22 protein-coding genes are annotated in these 22355 nt (G+C 34.9%); 18 read left to right on the forward strand and 4 right to left on the reverse strand.

What is annotated here, in order from left to right; translation table 11 throughout:
- The first annotated feature begins 2 nt into the window (after positions 1 to 2).
- From ACWPWS_RS04295 to ACWPWS_RS04355, 13 genes are all read left to right on the forward strand, one after another.
- Positions 3 to 953 (forward strand): glycosyltransferase family 2 protein, encoded by a 951-nt coding sequence (locus ACWPWS_RS04295; RefSeq protein WP_209784302.1) that lies wholly within the window; start codon positions 3 to 5, stop codon positions 951 to 953.
- 287 nt (positions 954 to 1240) lie between these two features.
- On the forward strand, positions 1241 to 1630 hold the full coding sequence (locus ACWPWS_RS04300; protein ID WP_454045607.1) for a hypothetical protein: 390 nt from the start codon (positions 1241 to 1243) through the stop codon (positions 1628 to 1630).
- A 190-nt stretch (positions 1631 to 1820) separates the two neighbouring features.
- Positions 1821 to 2522, forward strand: a complete 702-nt coding sequence (locus ACWPWS_RS04305; protein WP_454045608.1) for a GIN domain-containing protein — start codon at positions 1821 to 1823, stop codon at positions 2520 to 2522.
- A 184-nt stretch (positions 2523 to 2706) separates the two neighbouring features.
- Complete coding sequence (locus ACWPWS_RS04310; RefSeq protein ID WP_105682185.1) at positions 2707 to 3063, forward strand: four helix bundle protein; 357 nt, start codon at positions 2707 to 2709, stop codon at positions 3061 to 3063.
- Positions 3064 to 3258: 195 nt separating this feature from the next.
- The gene (locus ACWPWS_RS04315; protein ID WP_454045609.1) at positions 3259 to 4974 is read left to right on the forward strand and encodes a phospho-sugar mutase; all 1716 of its coding nucleotides are present in this window, start codon (positions 3259 to 3261) and stop codon (positions 4972 to 4974) included.
- A 16-nt stretch (positions 4975 to 4990) separates the two neighbouring features.
- Positions 4991 to 5902, forward strand: coding sequence for a hypothetical protein (locus ACWPWS_RS04320; RefSeq protein ID WP_454045610.1), 912 nt, complete (start codon positions 4991 to 4993; stop codon positions 5900 to 5902).
- Between the two features lie 22 nt (positions 5903 to 5924).
- Entirely contained in the window at positions 5925 to 7178 is a 1254-nt protein-coding gene (locus ACWPWS_RS04325) for a pyridoxal phosphate-dependent aminotransferase (RefSeq protein WP_209784307.1), read from the forward strand.
- Positions 7179 to 7734: 556 nt separating this feature from the next.
- The gene (locus ACWPWS_RS04330; RefSeq protein WP_454045611.1) at positions 7735 to 8520 is read left to right on the forward strand and encodes a GLPGLI family protein; all 786 of its coding nucleotides are present in this window, start codon (positions 7735 to 7737) and stop codon (positions 8518 to 8520) included.
- 330 nt (positions 8521 to 8850) lie between these two features.
- A complete protein-coding gene (locus ACWPWS_RS04335; protein ID WP_454045612.1) occupies positions 8851 to 9837 on the forward strand; it encodes a phosphatase PAP2 family protein in 987 nt (328 codons plus the stop codon).
- Positions 9838 to 9978: 141 nt separating this feature from the next.
- On the forward strand, positions 9979 to 10701 hold the full coding sequence (kdsB, locus tag ACWPWS_RS04340) for a 3-deoxy-manno-octulosonate cytidylyltransferase (RefSeq protein WP_454045613.1): 723 nt from the start codon (positions 9979 to 9981) through the stop codon (positions 10699 to 10701).
- A 91-nt stretch (positions 10702 to 10792) separates the two neighbouring features.
- Complete coding sequence (locus ACWPWS_RS04345) at positions 10793 to 11455, forward strand: histidine kinase (RefSeq protein WP_209784312.1); 663 nt, start codon at positions 10793 to 10795, stop codon at positions 11453 to 11455.
- 34 nt (positions 11456 to 11489) lie between these two features.
- Positions 11490 to 12065 carry a glutathione peroxidase gene (locus tag ACWPWS_RS04350; RefSeq protein ID WP_309513171.1) on the forward strand — a complete coding sequence of 192 codons (576 nt, stop codon included), beginning with the start codon at positions 11490 to 11492 and terminating at the stop codon, positions 12063 to 12065.
- Positions 12066 to 12077: 12 nt separating this feature from the next.
- On the forward strand, positions 12078 to 12983 hold the full coding sequence (locus ACWPWS_RS04355) for an ADP-ribosylglycohydrolase family protein (protein ID WP_454045614.1): 906 nt from the start codon (positions 12078 to 12080) through the stop codon (positions 12981 to 12983).
- A 4-nt stretch (positions 12984 to 12987) separates the two neighbouring features.
- Here ACWPWS_RS04355 and ACWPWS_RS04360 read toward each other — a convergent pair whose 3' ends face one another.
- Positions 12988 to 13644, reverse strand: a complete 657-nt coding sequence (locus tag ACWPWS_RS04360) for an NAD(P)H-binding protein (protein ID WP_454045615.1) — start codon at positions 13642 to 13644, stop codon at positions 12988 to 12990.
- Positions 13645 to 13763: 119 nt separating this feature from the next.
- Here ACWPWS_RS04360 and ACWPWS_RS04365 point away from each other — a divergent pair, with 119 nt between their 5' ends.
- Together ACWPWS_RS04365 and ACWPWS_RS04370 are read left to right on the forward strand one after the other, a co-directional pair.
- Entirely contained in the window at positions 13764 to 14117 is a 354-nt protein-coding gene (locus ACWPWS_RS04365; protein WP_209784315.1) for an MmcQ/YjbR family DNA-binding protein, read from the forward strand.
- Between the two features lie 81 nt (positions 14118 to 14198).
- A complete protein-coding gene (locus ACWPWS_RS04370; protein WP_454045616.1) occupies positions 14199 to 14690 on the forward strand; it encodes a hypothetical protein in 492 nt (163 codons plus the stop codon).
- A 40-nt stretch (positions 14691 to 14730) separates the two neighbouring features.
- On the opposite strand, the gene ACWPWS_RS04375 is transcribed toward ACWPWS_RS04370, so the two are convergent.
- Positions 14731 to 15651, reverse strand: a complete 921-nt coding sequence (locus ACWPWS_RS04375) for a bifunctional riboflavin kinase/FAD synthetase (protein ID WP_454045617.1) — start codon at positions 15649 to 15651, stop codon at positions 14731 to 14733.
- A gap of 288 nt (positions 15652 to 15939) precedes the next feature.
- Here ACWPWS_RS04375 and atpD point away from each other — a divergent pair, with 288 nt between their 5' ends.
- The 3 genes from atpD to ACWPWS_RS04390 all read left to right on the forward strand — a co-directional run bounded on the left by atpD (position 15940) and on the right by ACWPWS_RS04390 (position 18725).
- On the forward strand, positions 15940 to 17448 hold the full coding sequence (gene atpD, locus ACWPWS_RS04380) for a F0F1 ATP synthase subunit beta (RefSeq protein ID WP_105682200.1): 1509 nt from the start codon (positions 15940 to 15942) through the stop codon (positions 17446 to 17448).
- A gap of 98 nt (positions 17449 to 17546) precedes the next feature.
- Positions 17547 to 17828, forward strand: a complete 282-nt coding sequence (locus tag ACWPWS_RS04385) for a FoF1 ATP synthase subunit delta/epsilon (protein ID WP_103292663.1) — start codon at positions 17547 to 17549, stop codon at positions 17826 to 17828.
- A 78-nt stretch (positions 17829 to 17906) separates the two neighbouring features.
- Complete coding sequence (locus ACWPWS_RS04390) at positions 17907 to 18725, forward strand: hypothetical protein (RefSeq protein ID WP_454045618.1); 819 nt, start codon at positions 17907 to 17909, stop codon at positions 18723 to 18725.
- A gap of 349 nt (positions 18726 to 19074) precedes the next feature.
- Here ACWPWS_RS04390 and ACWPWS_RS04395 read toward each other — a convergent pair whose 3' ends face one another.
- Positions 19075 to 21264: a B12-binding domain-containing radical SAM protein gene (locus tag ACWPWS_RS04395; protein WP_454045619.1), complete on the reverse strand. Its 2190-nt coding sequence runs from the start codon at positions 21262 to 21264 to the stop codon at positions 19075 to 19077.
- 126 nt (positions 21265 to 21390) lie between these two features.
- Positions 21391 to 22152: a hypothetical protein gene (locus ACWPWS_RS04400; RefSeq protein WP_454045620.1), complete on the reverse strand. Its 762-nt coding sequence runs from the start codon at positions 22150 to 22152 to the stop codon at positions 21391 to 21393.
- Between the last annotated feature and the right edge of the window lie 203 nt (positions 22153 to 22355).

The raw sequence follows: 22355 nt of genomic DNA on the forward strand, positions 1-22355 counted from the left end.
AAATGAATTTATCTATAGTTATTCCGTTACTGAACGAAGAAGACTCTCTGGAAGAGCTTTTTTCAAGAATTGATAAAGTATGCACAACCAGCAGTTTATCTTATGAAATCTGGTTTGTAGACGATGGAAGTACGGATTTGTCGTGGAGCATTATTGAGAATATGAAAGTACAGCATCCTCAGATCCACGCTATTAAATTTTCCAGAAATTATGGAAAATCACAGGCGCTTCATGCTGCTTTTGAAAGAACAAACGGAGAGGTAGTGATTACCATGGATGCCGATTTGCAGGATTTCCCTGAAGAAATTCCGGAACTCTATAATATGGTGATTCATGATAATTATGATATCGTTTCCGGTTGGAAAAAGAAGCGTTTTGATAATGTAATGACGAAAAATATTCCGTCAAAACTATTCAATGCAGCAGCGAGAAAAGTTTCAGGAGTTTATCTTCACGATTTCAACTGTGGTTTGAAAGCGTATAAAAAACAGGTGGTAAAATCGGTTGATGTGTATGGAGATATGCACCGTTATATTCCGGTACTGGCTGCCAATGCCGGTTTCAGAAGAATCACGGAAAAAGAAGTGCAGCACCAGGCTAGACCTTACGGAACTTCAAAATTCGGAACCGAAAGATTTGTCAGAGGATTTCTGGATTTGATTACCCTTTGGTTTGTAAGCCGTTTTGGAGGAAGACCAATGCATTTCTTCGGAGCTGTGGGTACTTTAATGTTTATTGTGGGTTTTCTTTCTGCACTTTGGTTAGGAATTTCTAAACTTATTGATGTTGCAAGAGGAATTTACGGACATTTAATTACCAATAATCCTTGGTTCTTTATTGCTTTGACCATGATGATTTTAGGAAGTCTTCTGTTTGTAGCAGGATTCTTGGGAGAAATGATTATCAGAACAAACCGCGAACACAAGAATTATAATATTGACGAAGTGATATAATTTTTAAACACTAATGGCATGAATGTTTCACAAATAGCACTATGTATGCTTGTGATATTGGTGGATAAAATTAGTGTACTTAGTGGTTTTAGTTTAAGCACTAATGGCACGAATGTTTCACAAATGACACTATGGGTATTTGTGATATTAGTGTATAAAATTTGTGTAATTAGTGGTTCGTAAGCTCAATGATAATAGGCCACAATTAATAATAACTTCATCTTAATAAATAAAAGCACTCTGTCAGCAGGGTGCTTTTTGTAATTTTATAAAAACTTTTAACCTATATGCTTAAACTCAAACCTATTCTTTTTTATTTTCTTTTACTTTTTACAGCCTCCTGCTCATCCAATAAACTTTCAGGTTCCTGGGAATTTATAGATATCTATGAGGGAGAAATCCGTAATACAGATACATTGAAAACCAAGACCAACAATTCCAGATATGGAACAGGAATTCTCACATTTAATCAGAATAAAACTTTCAGTTCCATGGGAAATAGCGGGACTTATCAGCTCGAAAAAAATCTGTTGAAAATGAAGTACAATGGTGATGAAAAAGTAACCCTAATGAAAATTTCCAAAGTCAGTAAAGATAATCTGCTTCTATTTTCAATGGCCGGTAGTCCTAAAACATGGTTTTACAAGAAAGTAAAAGAAAGAGAGAATAAGAAATAGTCTTTTCCTGAAAAGCAAAAAATTGAAAATTATCAGGTATTTTATTGTCAAAAGACAAAGTTTTTTAGAAATTTTAATCCTATTTTTGTTCAAAATAATATTGAAAGTCCTGTGAGAGACATGAAAAAAGCTTTTAGAGATTTTCAGTAAAGATCGTTGCGATTGTAATATAGAATATTTAAAATTAAATATGAAAAAAGTTGTATACACATTGATGCTGATGGCAGTAGTTTCCTGTGGAAAAGTTTCCCCAAAAGGAAATATTGAAAAGAAAGATGTGGATGTATCGGAATTCGTGAACCTTGATCTGGAAGGGAAATTCCGTGTATTTTATGCCAAAGGCCCGAAAAATTTTGTAGAAATTGAAACCTATCCAAATGTAGCCAGTAACCTGGATGTGGATGTAAAAGATAAAACACTTTTCATCAAAGAAAAAAGAGGAACAAAGGGAGTTGATTTCTATAATGTGACAATTTATTCAAAATATAATCTGGAAAAAGTGGCTATCTCCGATTCTGTTGAAGTTAATATTTCAAGTGAAATCAAAACTGACAATTTCAGACTTAATATGAAAAATAGCGCAAGCTTCATGGGATCTGTAAACACCAGAAGAGCAGAGGTGGAAATGCATAACAGAAGCCGTGCTAATTTCCTAGGGTTGTCTAAAGAAGCTGTTGTGAAAATATCAGATACAGCAAGTTTAATTGCTCCTTACTGGAAAATTACGAACCTGAACATTGATTCTAAAAACGGAAATTATGCAGAAGTAAATGTAAAAGATTCGTTGAAAGGACATATTCAGAATACAGCAAAATTTATCTATTATAATGACCCAATCAGAGCATTCAAAATTGATAAAACGACTAAGGTTGAGAATAAGAAATTAGAGTAATTTTAGCTGGAAGTGGGAGGTTGGAAGCTGGAAGTAATGTTAGTTTTTCATACTTCTTGTTTTCCAGATTAGAAATTGCTTCCCATCTTTAAAACATAAAAAATAAAAACATAGCAGGAATTTTGAAGCCAGGCAGGATATAACTTCCAGCCTCCAGCTTCCTTCTTCCAGCCTAAAAAGAAATATGAGCTTTAAATTTGAAAAGTTAATAATTTGGCAAAAATCTATGGATTTCGGAGAGCTTATTTTTAAATTATCTCAAAAATTTCCAAAGGATGAAATGTTTAATTTAACTTCACAAATAAGAAGAGCTTCCGATTCGATTGCATTAAATATTTCTGAGGGAAGTATTTTGCAGTCAAAATTAGAGTTTAAAAAATTTTTAGGATATTCAATTCGGTCTTTGGCAGAAACAGTCACCTGTTTATATAAAGCAAAAAATAGAGAATATATTACAGAAGAAGAATTTAGTAAACTATATAATGAAAGCTATAATTTGATGAACCAGATTGTTGCTTTTAGAAATCAGATAAAAGAATAGATTGGGTTGGGAGAGAGAAGCTGGAAGTAATGTTAGTTTTTCATACTTCTTGTTTTCCAGATTGAACATTTTCTTCCCAGTTTTAAACATAAAAAATAAAATAAATAAAACAAAGCAGGAATTTTGAAACTAGGCAGGATATAACTTCCAGCCTCCAGCTTCCTTCTTCCAGCTTAAAAAACTTACACATAAATTATGAATACACTAGAAAAAGCGAAACTTTGGTTAAGTGATACCTTCGATAAAGAAACGAGAGATGCTGTACAGGCATTAATCGACAGCAATTCCCCTGATCTGGAAGATTCTTTCTACAGAGAACTGGAATTCGGAACCGGAGGAATGCGTGGGATAATGGGAGTAGGAACCAACCGCTTGAATAAATATACATTAGGACAGGCTACTCAGGGATTGGCAAATTATATGTTGCAGCAGTTCAAAGGAGAAGAAATTAAAGTGGCCATTGCTTATGATGTTCGTAATAACTCAAAAGAATTCGGAAAACTGGTAGCAGATGTTCTGACAGCCAACGGAATTAAAGTATTGCTTTTCAAAGATCACAGACCTACTCCGGAATTGTCTTTCACCGTTCGTGATAAAAAATGTAACGGAGGAATAGTACTGACAGCTTCTCACAACCCGCCGGAATATAACGGTTACAAGGTATACTGGAATGACGGAGCACAGATTGTTCCACCGAATGATGAAGCAATTATCAACGAAGTTTATTCAGTAAAATTCGAAGAAATTAAATTCAACGGAAATGATGATCTGATCGAATGGATCGGAGAGGAGCAGGATGATGTGTATATCGATGCATGTATTGAAAACTCTACGTATCAGAATGTTGGAAAAGAAAACTTAAATATTGTTTTCACCTCTATCCACGGAACTACCTATACTACGATTCCTAAAGCGTTAGAAAAAGCAGGATTCAAAAAAATAGATCTTGTAAGAGAACAGATGATCCCAAGCGGAAATTTCCCTACCGTAGATTCTCCAAACCCGGAAGAGCCTGCTGCACTGGAAATGGCAATGGATCTGGCAAGAATTACCAATGCTGATATTGTTATCGGAACAGATCCGGATGGGGATAGATTAGGTATTGCAGTAAGAAACCTTGAGGGTGAAATGCAATTACTGAACGGTAACCAAACCAATACCATCCTTACTTACTACATCCTGAATGAATGGAGAAAGCAGGGAAGAATTACCGGAAAAGAATTTATTGGTTCTACGATTGTAACTTCAGATATCTTCTTTGATATTGCACAGAAGTTTGGAGTAGAATGTAAAGTAGGTCTTACCGGATTCAAATGGATCGGAAAAATGATCCGTGAAGCAGAAGGAACACAGAAATTTGTATGCGGTGGTGAAGAAAGTTTCGGATTTATGACCGGAGACTTCGTTCGTGACAAAGACTCTTGTGGAAGTATTCTTGTAGCCTGCGAAATTGCTGCGTGGTGTAAAGCGAACGGAAAAACAATGTATCAGTACATGATCGAGATTTATGAAGATCTTGGAATGTATTATGAAGGATTGATCAACATTGTAAGAAAAGGGAAAGAAGGCGCTGAAGAGATTCAGGATATGATGAAAAACTTCCGTGAAAACCCTCCAAAAGAACTGGCAGGTTCACTGGTGGAAGAAGTTAAGGACTTTAAAGAGCAGACAAGCCTTACCATTTCTACCAATGAGAAAAAAGTAATGAATGATATTCCAAAGTCTAACGTATTAATCTATTACACACAGGATGGAACAAAAGTATGCGTAAGACCTTCAGGAACAGAACCAAAAATCAAGTTCTATGTTTCAGTGAAAGATTCCATTACTTCAGAAGCAGATTTCAGAGACAAATTACAATCATTGGAAGCTAAAATTGGAGCCGTTAAAACAGATTTGAAACTGGATTAATTCTCTGAAACAGCTGATGATCAAAAAAATAATAGCAGTTTGCTTACTGTCTGCAGCCGTAGTTTCCTGTAAAAAGGAAACTGCAGTTTCGGATACAAAGCCGGAAAATGACTCGATTGCGGTAACAGGAACCAAAGAAGATCAGTACAAACCGATAGATACAGCATGTTCTCCCTCTTATAAAACTGAGGATTACATCACATCCCTTCAATGGTACCGGACAAAAATCGAAAAAGAAATGGCTGGCAACAGTCCGGAACAGAACGATAAAGTATATGAAGATTATTTAAAAATAAGAGGAAAGTATACAGAATGTCTGATGAGCCTGCATACTGATGTTTTAGATAAATACGTGAATTATTATAACTACGATAAGGATCAGTATAATCTTCCGGATAACGTTAAAAAAATAGCCTCAGAACTCAAGAAAGCAAATCTTGAATTCAGGGAAGTAGGAGAAGGGATGACCGAAATATGGACGGTTCCCGGATACTATTCCTCTCTTTTTAAGAATAAAGTGACTCCGGATTACGAGGCCTATATTTTACAAACTGACAAAGAAAGTGAAACCAATTATGCCGCAGATGCAGGGTTGATAATTACCTGGGAACAATTGGGCGACAGACTGATGTTCTGGGAAAATTTTATGAACAAATATCCTGATAGCAAGCTTATAAAGACGGTAAAACAGGATTATCAATACTATCTGTCTGATTACCTTTTAGGAATGGATAATACTCCTACTTATGAAAGAGATCACGACAAAGGAACAGGAAAACTAAACGATGAAAACAGAGCGGAATTCAACAGGATTATCAAAAAATATCCAAATTCCGGTACGGCAAAAAAAGCAAAAGAAATAATCCTTCTTTTTGATGCGCAAACGCCCGTAGATCAGATAGATGAGAAGATCAATGGAGAACGATAATATAAATTTAAAATAAGAAAAAGTGAAAGTTTCAAAATTAGCAGCGAACCTGATCGGTTCTGAAATTGTAAAAATTGGTAACGAAGTAAATGATCTAAAAGCAAAAGGAGCGGAAATTGCCAATCTTACTATTGGTGATCTGAATTCTAATATCTATCCTATTCCGGCATTGCTGAAGGAAGAGATTCAGAAAGCATATCAGAATAATCTGACGAACTATCCGCCTGCAAACGGACTTTTATCTTTAAGAAAAGAAGTTTCCAAAGACCTTAAAAAAAGATGGAATCTTGATTATTCTCCAGAGGATATTTTGATCACAGCAGGATCAAGACCTTTGATCTATGCCGTATACAAAACCATCGTAGACGAAGGAGATAAAGTAGTTTACCCTACACCATCATGGAATAATAACCATTATGCTTACCTTACTTCAGCCAACGCTGTAGAAGTAAAAACAAAACCAGAAACCAATTTCCTTCCCACTGCAGATGATTTAAGACCTCATTTGGATGGAGCAGTATTATTGGCACTTTGTTCACCATTGAATCCTACAGGAACAATGTTTACAAAAGAGCAGCTTTCAGAAATCTGTGAATTGGTAATCGCTGAAAATAAAAAAAGAGGAGCAGACGAAAAACCGTTGTACCTGATGTATGATCAGATCTATTCTAACCTTACTTTCGGTGCTGAGCACGTAGATCCGGTTTCTCTTTTCCCTGAATTGAAAGACTATACCATTTATATCGATGGTATTTCAAAATGCCTTGCTGCAACAGGAGTACGTGTTGGATGGGGATTTGGTCCGGCTCATATCCTTGATAAAATGAAGGCGCTTCTTACCCACGTTGGAGCATGGGCACCAAAACCGGAGCAGGAAGCAACCGCTAAATTCTATGAAAACCCAGAGAATGTAGATGTTTTCGTTGATGATTTTAAAGCTAAACTTGAAGAGAGCTTAAAAGTTCTTCACAACGGAGTTCAGGATTTAAAAGCAAAAGGGCTTGCTGTTGACAGCATTGAACCAATGGGAGCACTTTATCTTACTATTAAATTAGACTATATCGGAAAAACAAAACCAGACGGATCTGTTATTGAAAACTCTTCAGACCTTGTATTCTACCTAATCAATGATGCAGGAGTGGCTTTAGTACCATTCTCAGCCTTCGGAGAAGAGAAATCAGAACCTTGGTTCCGTGCTTCTGTAGGAGGATTAGCAGTAGATGAAATCAAAGTAATGCTTCCAAAACTGGAAAGTGCTTTGAATAATTTAAAGTAATCTTTAAATAAAAATATAGGCTTCGACTCTGCTCAGCATGGCATCGTTAAAATAAACAATAGTATTAACGGTGTCACGCTGAGCGGAGTCGAAGCGTTTTTTATTAAATGATGATCAGGAAAATCGAAAGTCGTAAAAATGAGTTTTAAAGCAATCATATAATGGCATCCACTTAGGCTGTTTCTTTAAGTGTAATGACGTTTTAATCCCAGATGAAAACACTTTAAAAAAATCTTTTATTATAACCTTAGGGTTAACGTAAACGAAAATAAATCACTATTTATAATTGTTGAAAGTGATTGATGTTTAGCGATTTAACATAAAAAATAAATCCTTTGTCGTTTGATTTATTTTTTTACTTTTAAGTCGATTTTTTAATTATTTTTCAATTACTCTTACATCATCTTGTGGATATACACAAACTATTGAAGTCGGTGCAAACGACGCACCTGATTGTTACTTGACCGATTTGCAACAAATGGAAGATGAATGTTCTGCTCCTTTTACTAACCCTATTATGGCAGGAATGTGGTAATAGAATAATTTAAACTTTAGGATGCGTAAATACTTTTTAATAATAGTACTACTTTCTTTTACTTGTTTGTTTTCCCAGGAAAAAAGTAATAAGTCTGTTTCAGAACTCGAAGTTCAGTATGAATATTCTTTTGTAAGGGACACAACAGACACGGACCCAAATCATCGGTTTAAAGAGCTTATGCTTTTAGATTTTAATTCCAAGTCTTCTATTTTTTATAGCCAACAATATGCAGCTGCGAGAGAGGCGGTAAAAAAAGCAACTGCTGCTGCCCAAACATCAAGTAACGTTGAAATTAAAGCTGCTGAATTACCAAAATATAAAGTTGGATATTCTATATATAGGGAAGATTCTAAAATTTATTTTACTTCTAATATAAATCGCGATTTCTTTACATTTGAAAATACTTATTTGAATTGGAACACTAACTATAAAGACGTAAAAACCATTCTTGGATATAAGTGTAATAAAGCTACCACAAAATTCGGTAATAGAGTTTTCACAGCTTGGTACACAGAAGATATTCCAATTTCTGAGAGGCCCTATAGATTTAAAGGTTTGACAGGCTTGGTTTTAGAAGTTAGTGATAAAAATAAATTTCATTCGTTTACAGCAGTTGGAATTGTAAAAAAAGCGGTTGAAGTTGAACCTTTACAGAAAGGAATTCCGGTAACAAAGGAACAGTATATTAAAAAAAGAGAAGAATTTAAAAATAATCCGTATCCACAAAGTAAAACTCTTACAAAGGAAAGAAGAGATCAAATGATTGAAGCTTTTAAAAAAGATAATAATTCAATCGAAAATTAAAAGTTAAGCTGTCCCCCAAAAGACAGCTTTATTTTTTATCAGTTATATTTCACCAATCAAACAAGATTTTACCTAATATTTAAAAATTCCGGAAAGTGTAAAGAGACTTTATTAAAAAGTTTTGGATTCGGACTTTTTTATTCTTTTCTGTATATTTCCTGGATGTACGGAATTATTTTTTTGATCAAATATTTAAACTGATAACAGATTCTTGCTTTATAAAAAATTAAATAAATATTAAAAGTTAAATAATAACTTTGTCTACACTCAACTAGGAATTACCTTTGGGGCTTTTACACACCTAAATATAATAAAGTCGAAAATTACACGATGAAAAAACTGAGATTTCTACTCTTACCAGTTTCAATATTGGTATGCTCACAAGAAGTTGATACATTGAAGGTAAAAGGACTCCCAGAGGAACTCGGATTGCCAAAAGTACAAACTTACACCCTAAAAGACGGATCTGTCAGAACCTATCCCAAACCCAAATTATTAGATTTTGTAACCAAATTACCCAGAAACTTTATCGATACCAATAAAGATTTTGTTGCCAAAGATCATGCTTATTATCTGGGAGGAGCAGTAGCAGCTACCGTTATTCTCCTGCCGTTTGACCAGAAACTGATTGATAATTCAAGAGAGCTGGCAGAAAAATGGGGAATGGATAAAGATAATAACTACAACAAAGTGGGTGGAGTATTTAAAATTCCAAAAGATGTAGGATCTGCCCTCTACCTTATAGGAAACGGTTCTACATTAGTATTGTTGGGCATTGGTTTCGGAACCTATGGATTGATTAAAAATGATTACAGAGCACAGGCTACCGCCAGCGGTTTGATGGAAAGTTTAATTCTTTCCGGAGTGTTCACCCAGACTCTTAAAAGAATCACCGGAAGAGAAAGCCCATTTATTGCCGAAGAATACGGACATAAAGGAGGAGCATGGAATCCGTTTCCCAGCTTTTCAGCGTTCAGCAAAAATACCTCGAATTATGATGCAATGCCATCTGGTCACCTGACAACCTTTATGGCTGGTATCACCGTGATAGCAGATAATTATCCGGATGCCAAATGGATCAAACCGGTAGGATATACATTAGCCGGAGCATTATGCTTTCAAATGATGCAAAGTAAGGTTCACTGGGCATCAGACTATCCGTTAGCCTTATTAATGGGATATTTTATTGGAAAAACAATCTCAAAAAGCAGATATACATCTTCAGAAGGAACTATAGGTAAGACCAAATATAATCTCAATTTTATCGCATCCCGACAATGGGAATACAATATGGTAGGGGTAAAACTCTCTTTTTAAACTGCTGAACTCTCTGTTTTGTATCCTAAATAAGATACTTTTCACTACATTTGATCTCAAGATAAAAGGAGTATTCAGGCTTTTTGTACATGCCGGAATGAAACCTGCTGATTTAAAAAGAATTACTTAATATTGTATTGAATGAAAATAATCGCTGTTATCCCTGCCCGTTACGAAGCAAGCCGTTTTCCGGGTAAATTAATGCAGATTTTAGGAGAAAAAACCGTTATCACCACAACTTATCAGAATGTAGTGGAAACCGGGCTGTTTGATGAGGTATTTGTGGCAACAGACTCCGAAATTATTTTTGATGAAATTGTAAAAAACGGAGGAAAAGCCGTAATGACAGGGCAGCACGAAACAGGAAGTGATCGTATTGCTGAAGCAGTACAGCATATTGACTGTGATATCGTGATCAATGTTCAGGGAGATGAACCTTTCCTTAAACTGGAACCTTTACATCAGCTGATTGAAGTTTTTAAACATGATGTTCAGCAGGAAATATCCTTAGCTTCTTTAAAAATACAACTGCATGAAAAAGTAGAAATTGAAAACCCTAATAATGTAAAAGTTATTACAGATAATAATGGTTTCGCTTTGTATTTCAGCCGCTCCGTAATTCCTTTTCACAGAGAGGTTTCTTATGATGTAAGTTATTTTAAACATATTGGAGTATATGCTTTCAGAAAAGAAGCATTGCTGCAGTTTTCAAAACTGGCTATGAAACCCTTGGAAATATCCGAAAAGATTGAATGTATCCGCTATCTTGAATATGGAATGAAAATCAAAATGATAGAAACCAATTTCGTAGGAGTAGGGATTGATACCCCTGAAGATCTGGAAAAAGCCCGAAAGCTAATCTAAAACCATCAGAGGCAGCAGAGCAAATTTGCCCATCAGCCTTTTTTGCAATTTTACATAAATCCCCCTATATTTGAATTTATAAATAAAATTAATGAAGAAGTTACTATTAGTATTTGGACTGATATTTTCACATGTGATATTCGGACAGACCGCAAAGGAAATTATAGATAAAAACATTGAATTATCCGGAGGGTTAACCAATTGGAAACTATTGAATTCAGTATTGCTTCAGGGAAAAGTAGTATTGGGAATCAAAGATGAATATCCGATAAGAATTTTTCAACAGCGTCCAAATCTTACTAAAACATTGATTACTACCGGAGGAAAAGAAACTGCTATTGAAGGTTTTGACGGTTCCAAAGGATATGCCATGAACTATGCCGCCAACAAACTTCAGGAATATCCTGAATATGTGCCGGAAAGTTTTGATAATGACTTCATAGACTGGGAAAATAAAGGATTTGATGCCAAATACCTTGGAAAAGAAAAAGTAGGAGAGATCTACTGCCATAAAGTGGAACTTACCAAGAATGTTAATAAGAATATGTATTACTTTGATACAAAGACTTATATGCTGATAAAAGAAGTGAAAAAAGATGAAACGCTTGTCTATTCTGATTTTAAAAAAGTAGGAAGCCTTACAATGCCTTTCAGAATAGAATCTTCCAGTACTAAAAAAGACGGAGATTATGTGATGTTATTAAACAGAATAGACATCAACAAAGTATTTCCGGCTAATATTTTCAAGTTTTAATACAACTGCAGTTCGCGGTACAAAATAATAAAAAATGAAAAATATTTTTTTAATGCTGCTTTCTTTCATGGCTTGCCTGCAAAGCTGCACCAATCAAAAAAGTGAAATTTCAAAAGCCAAAACCAACGAACTTATGGGAAAAACAATTTACGACTTCAAAGTAGAAAGTCTTGATGGTAAAGAGATCAATTTTGCAGATTTTAAAGGAAAGAAAATCCTGATCGTCAATACCGCTTCAGAATGTGGATTTACACCACAGTATGCAGATCTTGAAAAGGTGTATGAAGAATATAAAGATAAACTGGTAGTGGTAGGTTTCCCTGCTAATAACTTCGGAGGACAGGAGCCTGGAACCAACACCGAAATCGGAACTTTCTGCCAGAAAAACTATGGAGTAACATTCCCAATGGCTGCTAAAGTTTCTGTAAAAGGGGATGATACTGCACCTATCTTTAAATATTTAACAGAACAGGAATTAAACGGTGTAAAGAATACAAGTATCCTTTGGAACTTCACTAAATTTCTGGTGGACGAAAACGGAAAACTGATTGATTCTTTTGTAAGTACTACAAAGCCTACTGATGTGGCGATTACAAAGTATCTGAAATAATAGATTATTACAATGGATTCTTTGGATCAGTTTGAAGCTTGCATCATTAGTGGAGCAATTGGAGATGCATGGGGAAGCAGCTATGAAAATGAAGTAGAAACTGATGATTCACATGTTTATTATTTAGGAAAAAGGAGCATAAAGCAAAGAGTCTGGAGTATTACGGATGATACACAAATGACTTTGGCAACTTGTGAAGTTTTGTCTGAGAATAGCTTTACCCCTGAAAATCTTATCAATAAATTTATAAAATATTATAGAAGCCGTAAATTAACAGGAATTGGCGCTTCTACACTTAAGGCAATTTTAGATACTGAAGCTGGTATTCATTGGAGTCAGGCTGGACGAATTGGAGAATTTGCCGCAGGAAACGGAGGAGCGATGAGAATTGCTCCTTTTGCTTTTTTCTCAGATATTACAAGACAAAATATTTACGAAGCATGTAAGGTTACACATAGAAATGATGAAGCCTTTTCTGGAGCTTTAGCTGTTTTTCTTTCTATAAAAGCGATCCTAAATTCTGATTGGAATGGAAACAATAATCTTTTTGATATTATTATTCCGGAAATTCCTGATACAAATATAAAAGACAGATTAATCGAAATTAATTCAGCAGGAAATAATTCTTCAATTTCAGAAATATCAAAATTGGGCAATAATGGTTATGTTGTTAATTCAGTTCCTTTCGCAATTTACTGTTCAACCAAAATTATTGATTTAGGTATGGAAGAAATGTTTAAACAAATTATCAGTTCTGGAGGAGATACAGATACCAATGCTTCAATTGCCGGACAAATTGCGGGAACATTGATTGGAACTAAAAATATTCCTCATGAATTAATTTCTAAACTAAAAAAATTACCGGATTACCAATGGATTAAGCAGGTTATTGATACAACAAAACAGAAAATCAGTTAAAATATTATTCATTGCTTTTCTCAGCAAAACAGAAAATATTTCCCAGTTTGATGCTGGAATAACCATTGCTTTTTATTTTCGAAGAATTAATCATGGCCTTTGCCAGAATATCAGTCGGCAGAGGCTGCTGACTTTCCAACAATCCCAGTTTATTGGCAAACTTTATAATCCGGCTGCCTAAAACTTCTCCCGTCCTTTCAGAATTTTTTCGTTCAAGCATTCCCGGTTTAAAAATAGTAATCTTATTGAAATGCAGTTGTTTTACAGCTTCTTCCAGCTCACCTTTCATCCTGGAATAGAAAATTTTGGATTGTGGATTGGCTCCATAAGCGGATACCAGAATATAATCTTCTACTTCATTCTCTTTCGCTGCTTTCGCAAATTCATACTGGTAATCAAAGTCTACTTTCTTCTGAGCTTCCTTACTTCCGGCATCCTTTAAAGTAGTTCCCAGACACGAAAACGCCACATCTCCCTTCACCATATCTTTCCATTCTTCGGGCTTTTCAAAATTCACAACATGAACTTTAAGCTTATCATTCTGAATATCGATAGGTTTTCTGACAAAAATATCCACTTCATCAAACTCTTTGTCATTCAATAGTTGATTCACCAGATCTTTTCCTGTAGCGCCTGTAGCACCTATTACCAGAGCTTTCATAATAATTGTGATTTTGTGAGATTATTTCTTTCTTAAATTTACTAAATTTGAATTAAAGATTAAAGAATTATATCATTTAATCATTACTAATTATTTACCACTCATTACTCATATTGAATATGGATGCCAACGAAATTTTAGATTACTGTCTTGCCAAAAAAGGAGTTACGGAAAGTTTTCCGTTTGATAATGAAACTCTTGTGATGAAAGTAGACACCAAAATGTTTTTACTGATGGGGCTTGAAAGACAGCCGTTAGGTGTTAATGTAAAAACAGATCCGGAGTGGAGCGCAGAGCTTCGTGAGCAATATCCTCAGATTACAGGTGCTTATCACATGAATAAGACCCACTGGAATTCTGTAACTGTTGATGGATTAAAAAGAGATTTGATCTTTAAACTGATTGACCACTCGTATGATCTGGTTTTTAAATCCCTGACCAAGAAAGCTCAGAATGAAGTGAATTCTTTATAAAAAATAAAAAAGATTGAGGTACGAAATTTGTTATCTGTTATCAGTGAAATATACATTTAATAGTAATAAAATAAAGAACAAATGAGAAACTACCTTTTATTATTCGCCGCAGCAGGGACATTAATGTTGTCAAGCTGCACCAAGCCACAAAGTAAAAGCACTACTGAGAACCCAACTTCGGCTGTCTCAGCTTCTGAAACTTCTTCCGAAAATATTAAACTGGAATTTTCCGGTACAGAGAATTTTACCATTAAAAATCCAAAGCTTAAAGTAAGTTTATACGGAATGGATGAAAAACTGGCTGACGCACCTGCCAGCTTAATTACGGAAAAAGAATTTGAGCAGAAATCAGTGCCATTTACCATTGATCTTCCGGTACCAAAAGATGCTGAAAGCAAGATTAATCCAAAACCTGCCGGTCCTGCAAAATATTATGTAACCATAAGCTGGGACTCTGACGGAAACGGAAAAGCAGATGAAAAAGGAGATATCTTTATTGATTACGACAAACAGTTCCCGAATGTGAAACTGAATAATGAGACCCAGAAAATCTACTTAAAAGTATTAAAATAAGCAAAAAGGCTATTCATCACTGAATAGCCTTTTTTATATCTTAAAAATTAAATTTCTCTGTTATTATTTTATCCTCATCCAGCCTTTCAATCAACTTTTCAAGACCTTCGAATTTGATTTCATCATGAAGAAAATCCCTGAAACTTACTGTAATCTTTTCATCATAGATATCATCATCAAAATCAAGGATATAAACTTCCACAGTGAGTTTTTCTCCGTTTACGGTTGGATTGGTTCCTACACTCAGCATTCCTTTATATTGGTTGCCTTTTACGAATACTTCTACAATATAAGCTCCTTTCTTAGGTAAAAGCTTGATGGATTCTGTTTCAATATTAGCGGTTGGATATCCGATGGTTCTTCCGATTTTCTTCCCGTGAACCACAGTTCCGGAAACAGAGTAGGTGTACCCCAGCATTTCGTTGGCCTCTTTAATATTTCCTGTTAAAAGCGCATTACGCACTTTCGTAGAACTGATATTATTTTCATGAATATTGATTGCCTCCATTTGTTCTACCTCAAAACCAAGTTCTTTCGACAGTTTTTGAAGAAGCTCAAAATTTCCACTTTTGTTTTTTCCAAAAGAATGGTCATATCCTATAATAAGGTATTTTACATTGAGTTTATCAATTAAAATCTGACGTACAAATTCTTCTCCGGTAAGATTTCTGAATTCTTCATCAAATTCTTTCAGGAACAAATTATCAATGCCATATTTCTCAACCAGCTGTTTTTTTTCTTCCAGCGTATTCAGAAGCTTTAAATCTTCATTTGGATTAAAAACAAATCTTGGATGCGGCCAAAAAGTAAGGATAGCAGTTTCCAGATTGTTTTCTGTACCTATTTTAGTCAGTTCATCGATAATACTCTTGTGCCCTAGATGCACCCCGTCAAACATACCTAAAGACAATGCTAGAGGCTTCTGTGAGGAGTAATCTGTAAAATTCTTGAAAACTTTCAAAACGGAAAAATTTTGATTGCAAATATAAAACCTTTATTTTTAATGTAACCGAGGGAATCTGAAAATTTGAAAATGAAAAATTTTGAAAAATATCCTACATTATATTATACTATAATAATGACAAACGGCTGAATTACAAATTTGCTGTTAAATATAATGATAAATATTGAATTTTACATCGTATAGCGTAAACTCATTCATCTCTTAAAAAGCATGATAAAAATCTTTTTTTTACCAATTGCGGGTTTATGAAGAATCACTATATTTGCACCAAGAAAAAATTTAGCAATGGCAAACCAAATTAAAGGTAAAATTTCTCAAATTATTGGTCCGGTAATCGACGTTGTCTTCACAGATGTGGAAGCTGTTCCAGCAATCTATGACGCGTTAGAAATTACAAAAGAAAACGGTGAAAAAGTAGTTTTAGAGGTAGAACAACATATTGGCGAAGATACAGTAAGATGTATTGCAATGGACGCTACTGATGGTCTTAAGAGAGGTCAAGATGTAATTGGATATGGAAATCCTATTATGATGCCAATCGGAGAGGCTGTAAACGGAAGACTATTCAACGTTGTTGGTGATGCTATCGACGGACTTCAAAATATTTCTAAGGATGGTGGTCTTCCAATTCACAGACCAGCTCCAAAATTTGATCAACTTTCAACTTCTGCAGAAGTTTTATTTACAGGTATTAAAGTAATCGATCTAGTTGAGCCTTACGCAAAAGGAGGTAAAATTGGATTGTTCGGTGGTGCTGGAGTAGGTAAAACAGTATTGATCCAGGAGTTGATTAACAATATTGCAAAAGGACACGGAGGTCTTTCTGTATTCGCCGGAGTAGGTGAAAGAACGAGAGAAGGAAATGACCTTTTGAGAGAGATGTTGGAATCAGGTATTATCAAGTATGGTGATGATTTCATGCACTCTATGGAAAACGGAGGTTGGGATCTTTCTAAAGTAGACTTAGAAGCTATGAAAGATTCAAAAGCTGCATTCGTTTTCGGACAGATGAACGAGCCGCCAGGTGCAAGAGCTAGAGTAGCACTTTCTGGTCTTACATTAGCTGAGTACTACAGAGATGGTGGAGAAAGCGGACAAGGTAGAGATGTACTTTTCTTCGTAGACAACATCTTCCGTTTTACACAGGCTGGTTCTGAGGTATCTGCACTTCTTGGTCGTATGCCATCAGCGGTAGGTTACCAACCAACTCTTGCTTCTGAAATGGGTGCGATGCAGGAAAGAATTACTTCAACTAAAAATGGTTCAATTACTTCAGTACAAGCGGTATACGTACCTGCGGATGACTTAACTGACCCGGCTCCTGCAACTACGTTTGCTCACTTGGATGCAACTACGGTACTTGACAGAAAGATTGCTTCATTAGGTATCTATCCAGCGGTAGATCCATTAGCTTCTACTTCAAGAATCCTTGCTCCGGAAGTTATCGGTCACGATCACTACAACTGTGCTCAAAGAGTAAAAGAAATCCTTCAAAGATATAAAGCACTTCAGGATATCATCGCAATCCTTGGTATGGAAGAACTTTCTGAGGAAGATAAATCAGTGGTTTACCGTGCAAGAAAAGTTCAGAGATTCTTATCTCAGCCTTTCCACGTAGCAGAACAGTTTACAGGTATCCCAGGATCATTGGTAGACATCAAAGATACTATCAAAGGATTCAACATGATTATGGATGGTGAATTAGATCACTTACCAGAAGCAGCTTTCAACTTGAAAGGAACCATCGAAGAAGCTATCGAAGCAGGACAAAAAATGTTAGCTGAAAACGCTTAATAATTAGACATAAGATTTTTAGACATGAGATGAGAGACATATAATGTTTGTCAAAAATCTTTTAATCTTCAATCTTTTAATCTTTTAATCTAAATTAAATGAATATAAAAATTTTAACACCAGAATACGTAGTTTTTGAAGGAGAAGTAGACTCAGTATTATTGCCTGGAAAAAATGGTGAATTTCACATCATGAAAAACCACGCGGGAATTGTTTCTTCTTTAATCGGAGGTGATGTAAAGCTTTTTGCTAATTCTATTGATGAGGCTTTTGCTAAAAATTTCACTAAAGAAGCTGGAAAAGACTCTGTTTTTGCTTATGCTATCAAAAGCGGTGTTGTAGAATTTAATCATAATAAAGGCATTATCCTTTGTGAATAATTAAATGAAAAGCTAAATATATTTTCAAGAAAGTGTAACTTTGTGTTACACTTTTTTTATTTGTAAAAGTCTGATTGTATGAAGAAAGGCATAATCATATTATTTACAGTTCTGGGTGTTTTCCTCCATGCCCAGAATATCAAAACCAAGAGAGGAATTATTAATCTTGACGGTATTCCGGTAGCTAAGCTTTCCAACAAATCCAGTGAATATACTTTTATGGATCTGAAGGAAACTCCGATGTATACTATAAAATTCATTGATAAAAGTATCGTTGATTCTGTTCGCGACAGCTATATCAGTGTCAACAGGGTATATAACAGGGACAAAACCATCGAAATTGATTATTCATCACCTTCTGCATTTTCCGGGGAAGAGAGATCTGCGGTATTTACGTCAGTGAAGGATCTTAAGATCATTGATAATAAAGGAATCAATGTCAAAAACCTTGATGAGCTTTTTTCCAATGTACCCAAGAGAAAACTGGATTCTAAAACGAAAGATGCTTATACTATCCGAAAGAAGATCGATAAGATGAATATTGAGGTTAATAAAGTGGGAGAGATCCTTAGTAATGGTGTTCCGGTAGGATATTTTACCAATTTACCTGTAAGTTTCGGCTCAGAAGAAACGATCATGGATAAAACTCCAATAGATATTGAGATCTATGATGCCAAAAGCAAGCTTATCGGAAGATATATCACGACTACAAAACAGCTGAAAACAGCTGGAGGAAAATCTTTTACCCTCTACAAGGAAATGTCAGGAAGAGCTTCTATTCTAAAATTCCCTACCTACAAAGCATTGGCGGAACGTATGGCTATTATGGATCCAAACTTTATTAAAATACAGGAAAAAGTATCTGTAGGGACTGTAACAAAAGAAACGCCTAATTAATTTATCAAAGAATTTTCTATCAATAGGAACGGGCTTTAGCCAAAACTTATAGATATGTCGTTCGTCTTTACAAACCACCCCGTCAAAAATTCTTTGAATTTTTGCCACCCCTCCGGAGGAGGGGAATATTTTGCCATTTCATTATATGGTAGTTAGAAATATGGATTTGATTCTTTCAGTATGAAAAATAGAAGATTTTATTCTCTTAAATCAAAACTAAGATCTGTGTAATCTGTGAAATCTGTGAGAGATTATAGGGTAATCAAAACACATCTTATTTATTCCGAAAAATAAGAATTCATGGAAAATTCACCAATTTTAAAAATCCCTGAGAAAAAAATGAAAATTTTTATAAACTTAAAATGACTCCATTTTCCTTCAATTGCTGCATCGGTTTTGAAAACCAGAATAACTCAAAATCTTCAAAACTTTCCTCAAATTGATTCTTAAGTTGTTGAATAGTAGGTTTTTTAGAATTTTCAATAGCATTTTCTTCCAGCACATTCATAAGCCATTCTGCCTTTTCCTGTTCCAGCTCAACCTTGACAATATTGGTTTTTAAGTGGAATGTAAGTAACGTATATGTACCAGAGTATTTCTTTTTATTTTTTACGCGATTCTCAGCGATTACATTTTTGGTTAAAAAGACCACTTTTGAATTTCCTTTCAGACTAAACTGCCCATCTTCCAAAAGACAGTCGTGAATGTAATCCGGATGGATGGATGTTCTTGGAATTTTAAAATCAAACCATTCCTGAAGAGGGAGCTCAAAATTTACTCCATGCATATAATTGAACAGAGATTTTTTTAATCCGAAACTAAATTTGTTATGATCAATTCCGGTTTTATCTTTAAAGTCGATGTCGTTATTGGCAAACAAAATTTCCTGCTTTACCGGAATCACTCCAAAATCTTCCGGGTTTATTCCAACAGGTGAGTGGGCTGTCATAGCAAACTGATGCCAGAAACCACTTTGAAGAATTCCCATCTCAAACATCTGCCGAACCATTTCCAGAGAATCAATAGTTTCCTGAACCGTTTGGGTAGGGTAGCCATACATCAGATAAGCGTGAACCATAACACCGGCTTCTGTAAAATTTCTTGTTACGTTGGCAACCTGTTCCACAGAAACACCTTTGTCAATTAATTTCAGCAATCGGTCACTGGCCACTTCAAGTCCTCCGGAAACAGCAACGCATCCCGAAAGCTTCAGAAGATAACATAAATCACGGGTGAAACTTTTTTCAAAACGAATATTAGTCCACCAGGTAACAACAAGATTTCTTCTGAGAATTTCCAGAGCTACTTCTCTCATTAAAGCTGGTGGTGCCGCTTCATCCACAAAATGGAATCCGGTTTCCCCTGTGGTACGGATCAATTCTTCAATTCTGTCTACCAGAATTTTAGCAGAAATAGGTTCGTAGATCTTGATATAGTCTAAAGAAATATCACAGAATGTACATTTTCCCCAATAGCATCCATGCGCCATTGTCAGTTTATTCCATCTGCCGTCACTCCATAAACTATGCATGGGATTGGCGATTTCGATAACGGAAATATATTGATCCAGTTTTAAATTTGTATAATCAGGCGTTCCTATTTCAGATTGTTTAAAATCGTGCCTTTTAGAATTATTCTTATAAACAACTTCATTATTTTCGATAAGAAAAGTTCTTTTAAATTCTCCTTTCTCAGCGGAAATTTCTAAATTTTGATAAAGAAGTTCCAATGGAAGTTCACCATCGTCTAAGGTAATAAAGTCAAAAAACTCAAATACTCTCTGATCTTTAACTTCTCTTAATTCCGTATTGGGAAATCCGCCTCCCATAGCCGTTTTAATATGAGGATAATGTTTTTTAATCCATTGGGCGCATTTGAAACCGGAATACAGATTACCAGGAAATGGTATTGAAAAACAAACCAGCTTTGGCTGAACCGTTTCTATTTTTTCTTGAAGAATTTTTAAGGTAAACGCATCAATAAATGTAGGTTCACCAGATAATTTTGAATATAATTCATCAAAAGAATTGGCACTCTTTCCAAGACGTTCTGCATATCTGCTGAAACCAAAATCAGCATCAATGTTTTCTACAATATAATCGGAAATATCTTCTAAATACAAAGTCGCCAAATGTTTGGCTTTATCCTGAAGACCCATATTTCCAAAAGCAAACTCCATATCATCCAGTTGGTTGAAGCGGGAAGCTTCGGGAAGGAAGTTCATACTGCAGATCTGCCTTGCCAGTGTAGGTGTTTTTCCTTGTAAAAAAGGGATAACCTGATCAATAGTCTTTAAATATTCTTCTCTTAGGGCATAGATTCTCTGAGAATTTTCAGAGGTGTTCTGAAGATCAATTTCTTTATTAAAAACCTTCTGAATTCCTTCTTTTGAAAATAAATCCAAAATAACATCAATCCCCAAATCTGCCTGATAGCTGGAAATATTTTTGGTATTTAAAAATCCTTTAATATAAGCCGTTGCAGGATAAGGAGTATTAAGTTGGGTAAAAGGCGGAGTAATAAGAAGCAGGTCTTTCAACAGAAATTTTTTGCAAAGTTATTCTAAAGTTTTTTTAGAAAAAAATTTTTTCTCCTGATTATAAACAGTGAAGAAAAAGTCTTTAGGATTCTGCTTTATGACCCTCTCAATGACAAAGAGTTTCTGCTAAAACAAATAAGTCGGTTTATTAAACAAAGCATCCGGAGAATTTCTGTCAATAAAATTTAAAAAAGAATCTTCATCAAAATATCCGTCTTCATCAAGGATTTCGTCTTTTAATAATCCAATTTCACTGGGTTTCTCAAGACTTATATTTTCGATAAATTTTCCGGTCTTTCCGATTATCTCATTATGAAAACTGATTAAGTATCTGGAATATATATTTCCTTCAGCCACTGTATAATGCCCGTTTTCTGCAATGAGTGAGGTCATAATACTTCCTCCAATATAGGTTTCATTATCATTGCCCGATGCTCCGAATACTACTTTGGAGGTAACATTTCCGGAACAGTACAATGAACCGTTCACAATAATATTTTCTGCCTGTATGTTCCCTGTAACAATAAGGACAATGTAATCTTCAACAAATAATTTTTTGGATAAGTGAAGGTTATCTTCTATAAGAATGATTTTATATCCTTCGCCTTCACCGGTAATCAGTTCAAGAGAAGTATTGATATCATTTTCTATAAGAATAATTTCAGGAGCGTCATCTTCATTATTGATGTGGAGAGAAGCTTCTTTTATTTTTTCTGCGGTTTCATCATCCAGCATTTCGAGAAATTCGGCAAGACTTTCTTCATCTAAAGCACTTTCATTGAAAAAATTGTTTTCCAGAGCTTCATGGGTGATGTGGTATAAGGTTTCTGATTTCTCTTTAATTCTATTATATAATTGATCTTTAGTAAGTTTCTGTAATTCTTTCATAGGCTTTTATAATAAATGAATATATCTGTTATAGAAGGGGAACACCTATCAATAGACAGCTGCAATATAGTCAGATAAATTTTGTTATACCAGAGGCCGGAAGGGATTATTGAATATTTTTTTTCAATCACACCAATAGATATGAATGGTTACTTTTTAATCAGATTTCATGATCTTATTTATATCATTTTTGAAATTACCTG

It is taken from the genome of Chryseobacterium sp. Marseille-Q8038 (genome assembly GCF_965111995.1).

Excerpts from the sequence above, each read along its gene's own strand:
- ACWPWS_RS04295 (WP_209784302.1), top strand. The coding sequence starts at position 3 with ATGAATTTATCTATAGTTATTCCGTTACTGAACGAAGAAGACTCTCTG.
- ACWPWS_RS04300 (WP_454045607.1), top strand. The coding sequence starts at position 1,241 with ATGCTTAAACTCAAACCTATTCTTTTTTATTTTCTTTTACTTTTTACA.
- ACWPWS_RS04305 (WP_454045608.1), top strand. The coding sequence starts at position 1,821 with ATGAAAAAAGTTGTATACACATTGATGCTGATGGCAGTAGTTTCCTGT.
- ACWPWS_RS04310 (WP_105682185.1), top strand. The coding sequence starts at position 2,707 with ATGAGCTTTAAATTTGAAAAGTTAATAATTTGGCAAAAATCTATGGAT.
- ACWPWS_RS04315 (WP_454045609.1), top strand. The coding sequence starts at position 3,259 with ATGAATACACTAGAAAAAGCGAAACTTTGGTTAAGTGATACCTTCGAT.
- ACWPWS_RS04320 (WP_454045610.1), top strand. The coding sequence starts at position 4,991 with ATGATCAAAAAAATAATAGCAGTTTGCTTACTGTCTGCAGCCGTAGTT.
- ACWPWS_RS04330 (WP_454045611.1), top strand. The coding sequence starts at position 7,735 with ATGCGTAAATACTTTTTAATAATAGTACTACTTTCTTTTACTTGTTTG.
- ACWPWS_RS04335 (WP_454045612.1), top strand. The coding sequence starts at position 8,851 with ATGAAAAAACTGAGATTTCTACTCTTACCAGTTTCAATATTGGTATGC.
- kdsB (WP_454045613.1), top strand. The coding sequence starts at position 9,979 with ATGAAAATAATCGCTGTTATCCCTGCCCGTTACGAAGCAAGCCGTTTT.
- ACWPWS_RS04345 (WP_209784312.1), top strand. The coding sequence starts at position 10,793 with ATGAAGAAGTTACTATTAGTATTTGGACTGATATTTTCACATGTGATA.
- ACWPWS_RS04350 (WP_309513171.1), top strand. The coding sequence starts at position 11,490 with ATGAAAAATATTTTTTTAATGCTGCTTTCTTTCATGGCTTGCCTGCAA.
- ACWPWS_RS04355 (WP_454045614.1), top strand. The coding sequence starts at position 12,078 with ATGGATTCTTTGGATCAGTTTGAAGCTTGCATCATTAGTGGAGCAATT.
- ACWPWS_RS04360 (WP_454045615.1), bottom strand. The coding sequence starts at position 13,644 with ATGAAAGCTCTGGTAATAGGTGCTACAGGCGCTACAGGAAAAGATCTG.
- ACWPWS_RS04365 (WP_209784315.1), top strand. The coding sequence starts at position 13,764 with ATGGATGCCAACGAAATTTTAGATTACTGTCTTGCCAAAAAAGGAGTT.
- ACWPWS_RS04370 (WP_454045616.1), top strand. The coding sequence starts at position 14,199 with ATGAGAAACTACCTTTTATTATTCGCCGCAGCAGGGACATTAATGTTG.
- atpD (WP_105682200.1), top strand. The coding sequence starts at position 15,940 with ATGGCAAACCAAATTAAAGGTAAAATTTCTCAAATTATTGGTCCGGTA.
- ACWPWS_RS04385 (WP_103292663.1), top strand. The coding sequence starts at position 17,547 with ATGAATATAAAAATTTTAACACCAGAATACGTAGTTTTTGAAGGAGAA.
- ACWPWS_RS04390 (WP_454045618.1), top strand. The coding sequence starts at position 17,907 with ATGAAGAAAGGCATAATCATATTATTTACAGTTCTGGGTGTTTTCCTC.
- ACWPWS_RS04400 (WP_454045620.1), bottom strand. The coding sequence starts at position 22,152 with ATGAAAGAATTACAGAAACTTACTAAAGATCAATTATATAATAGAATT.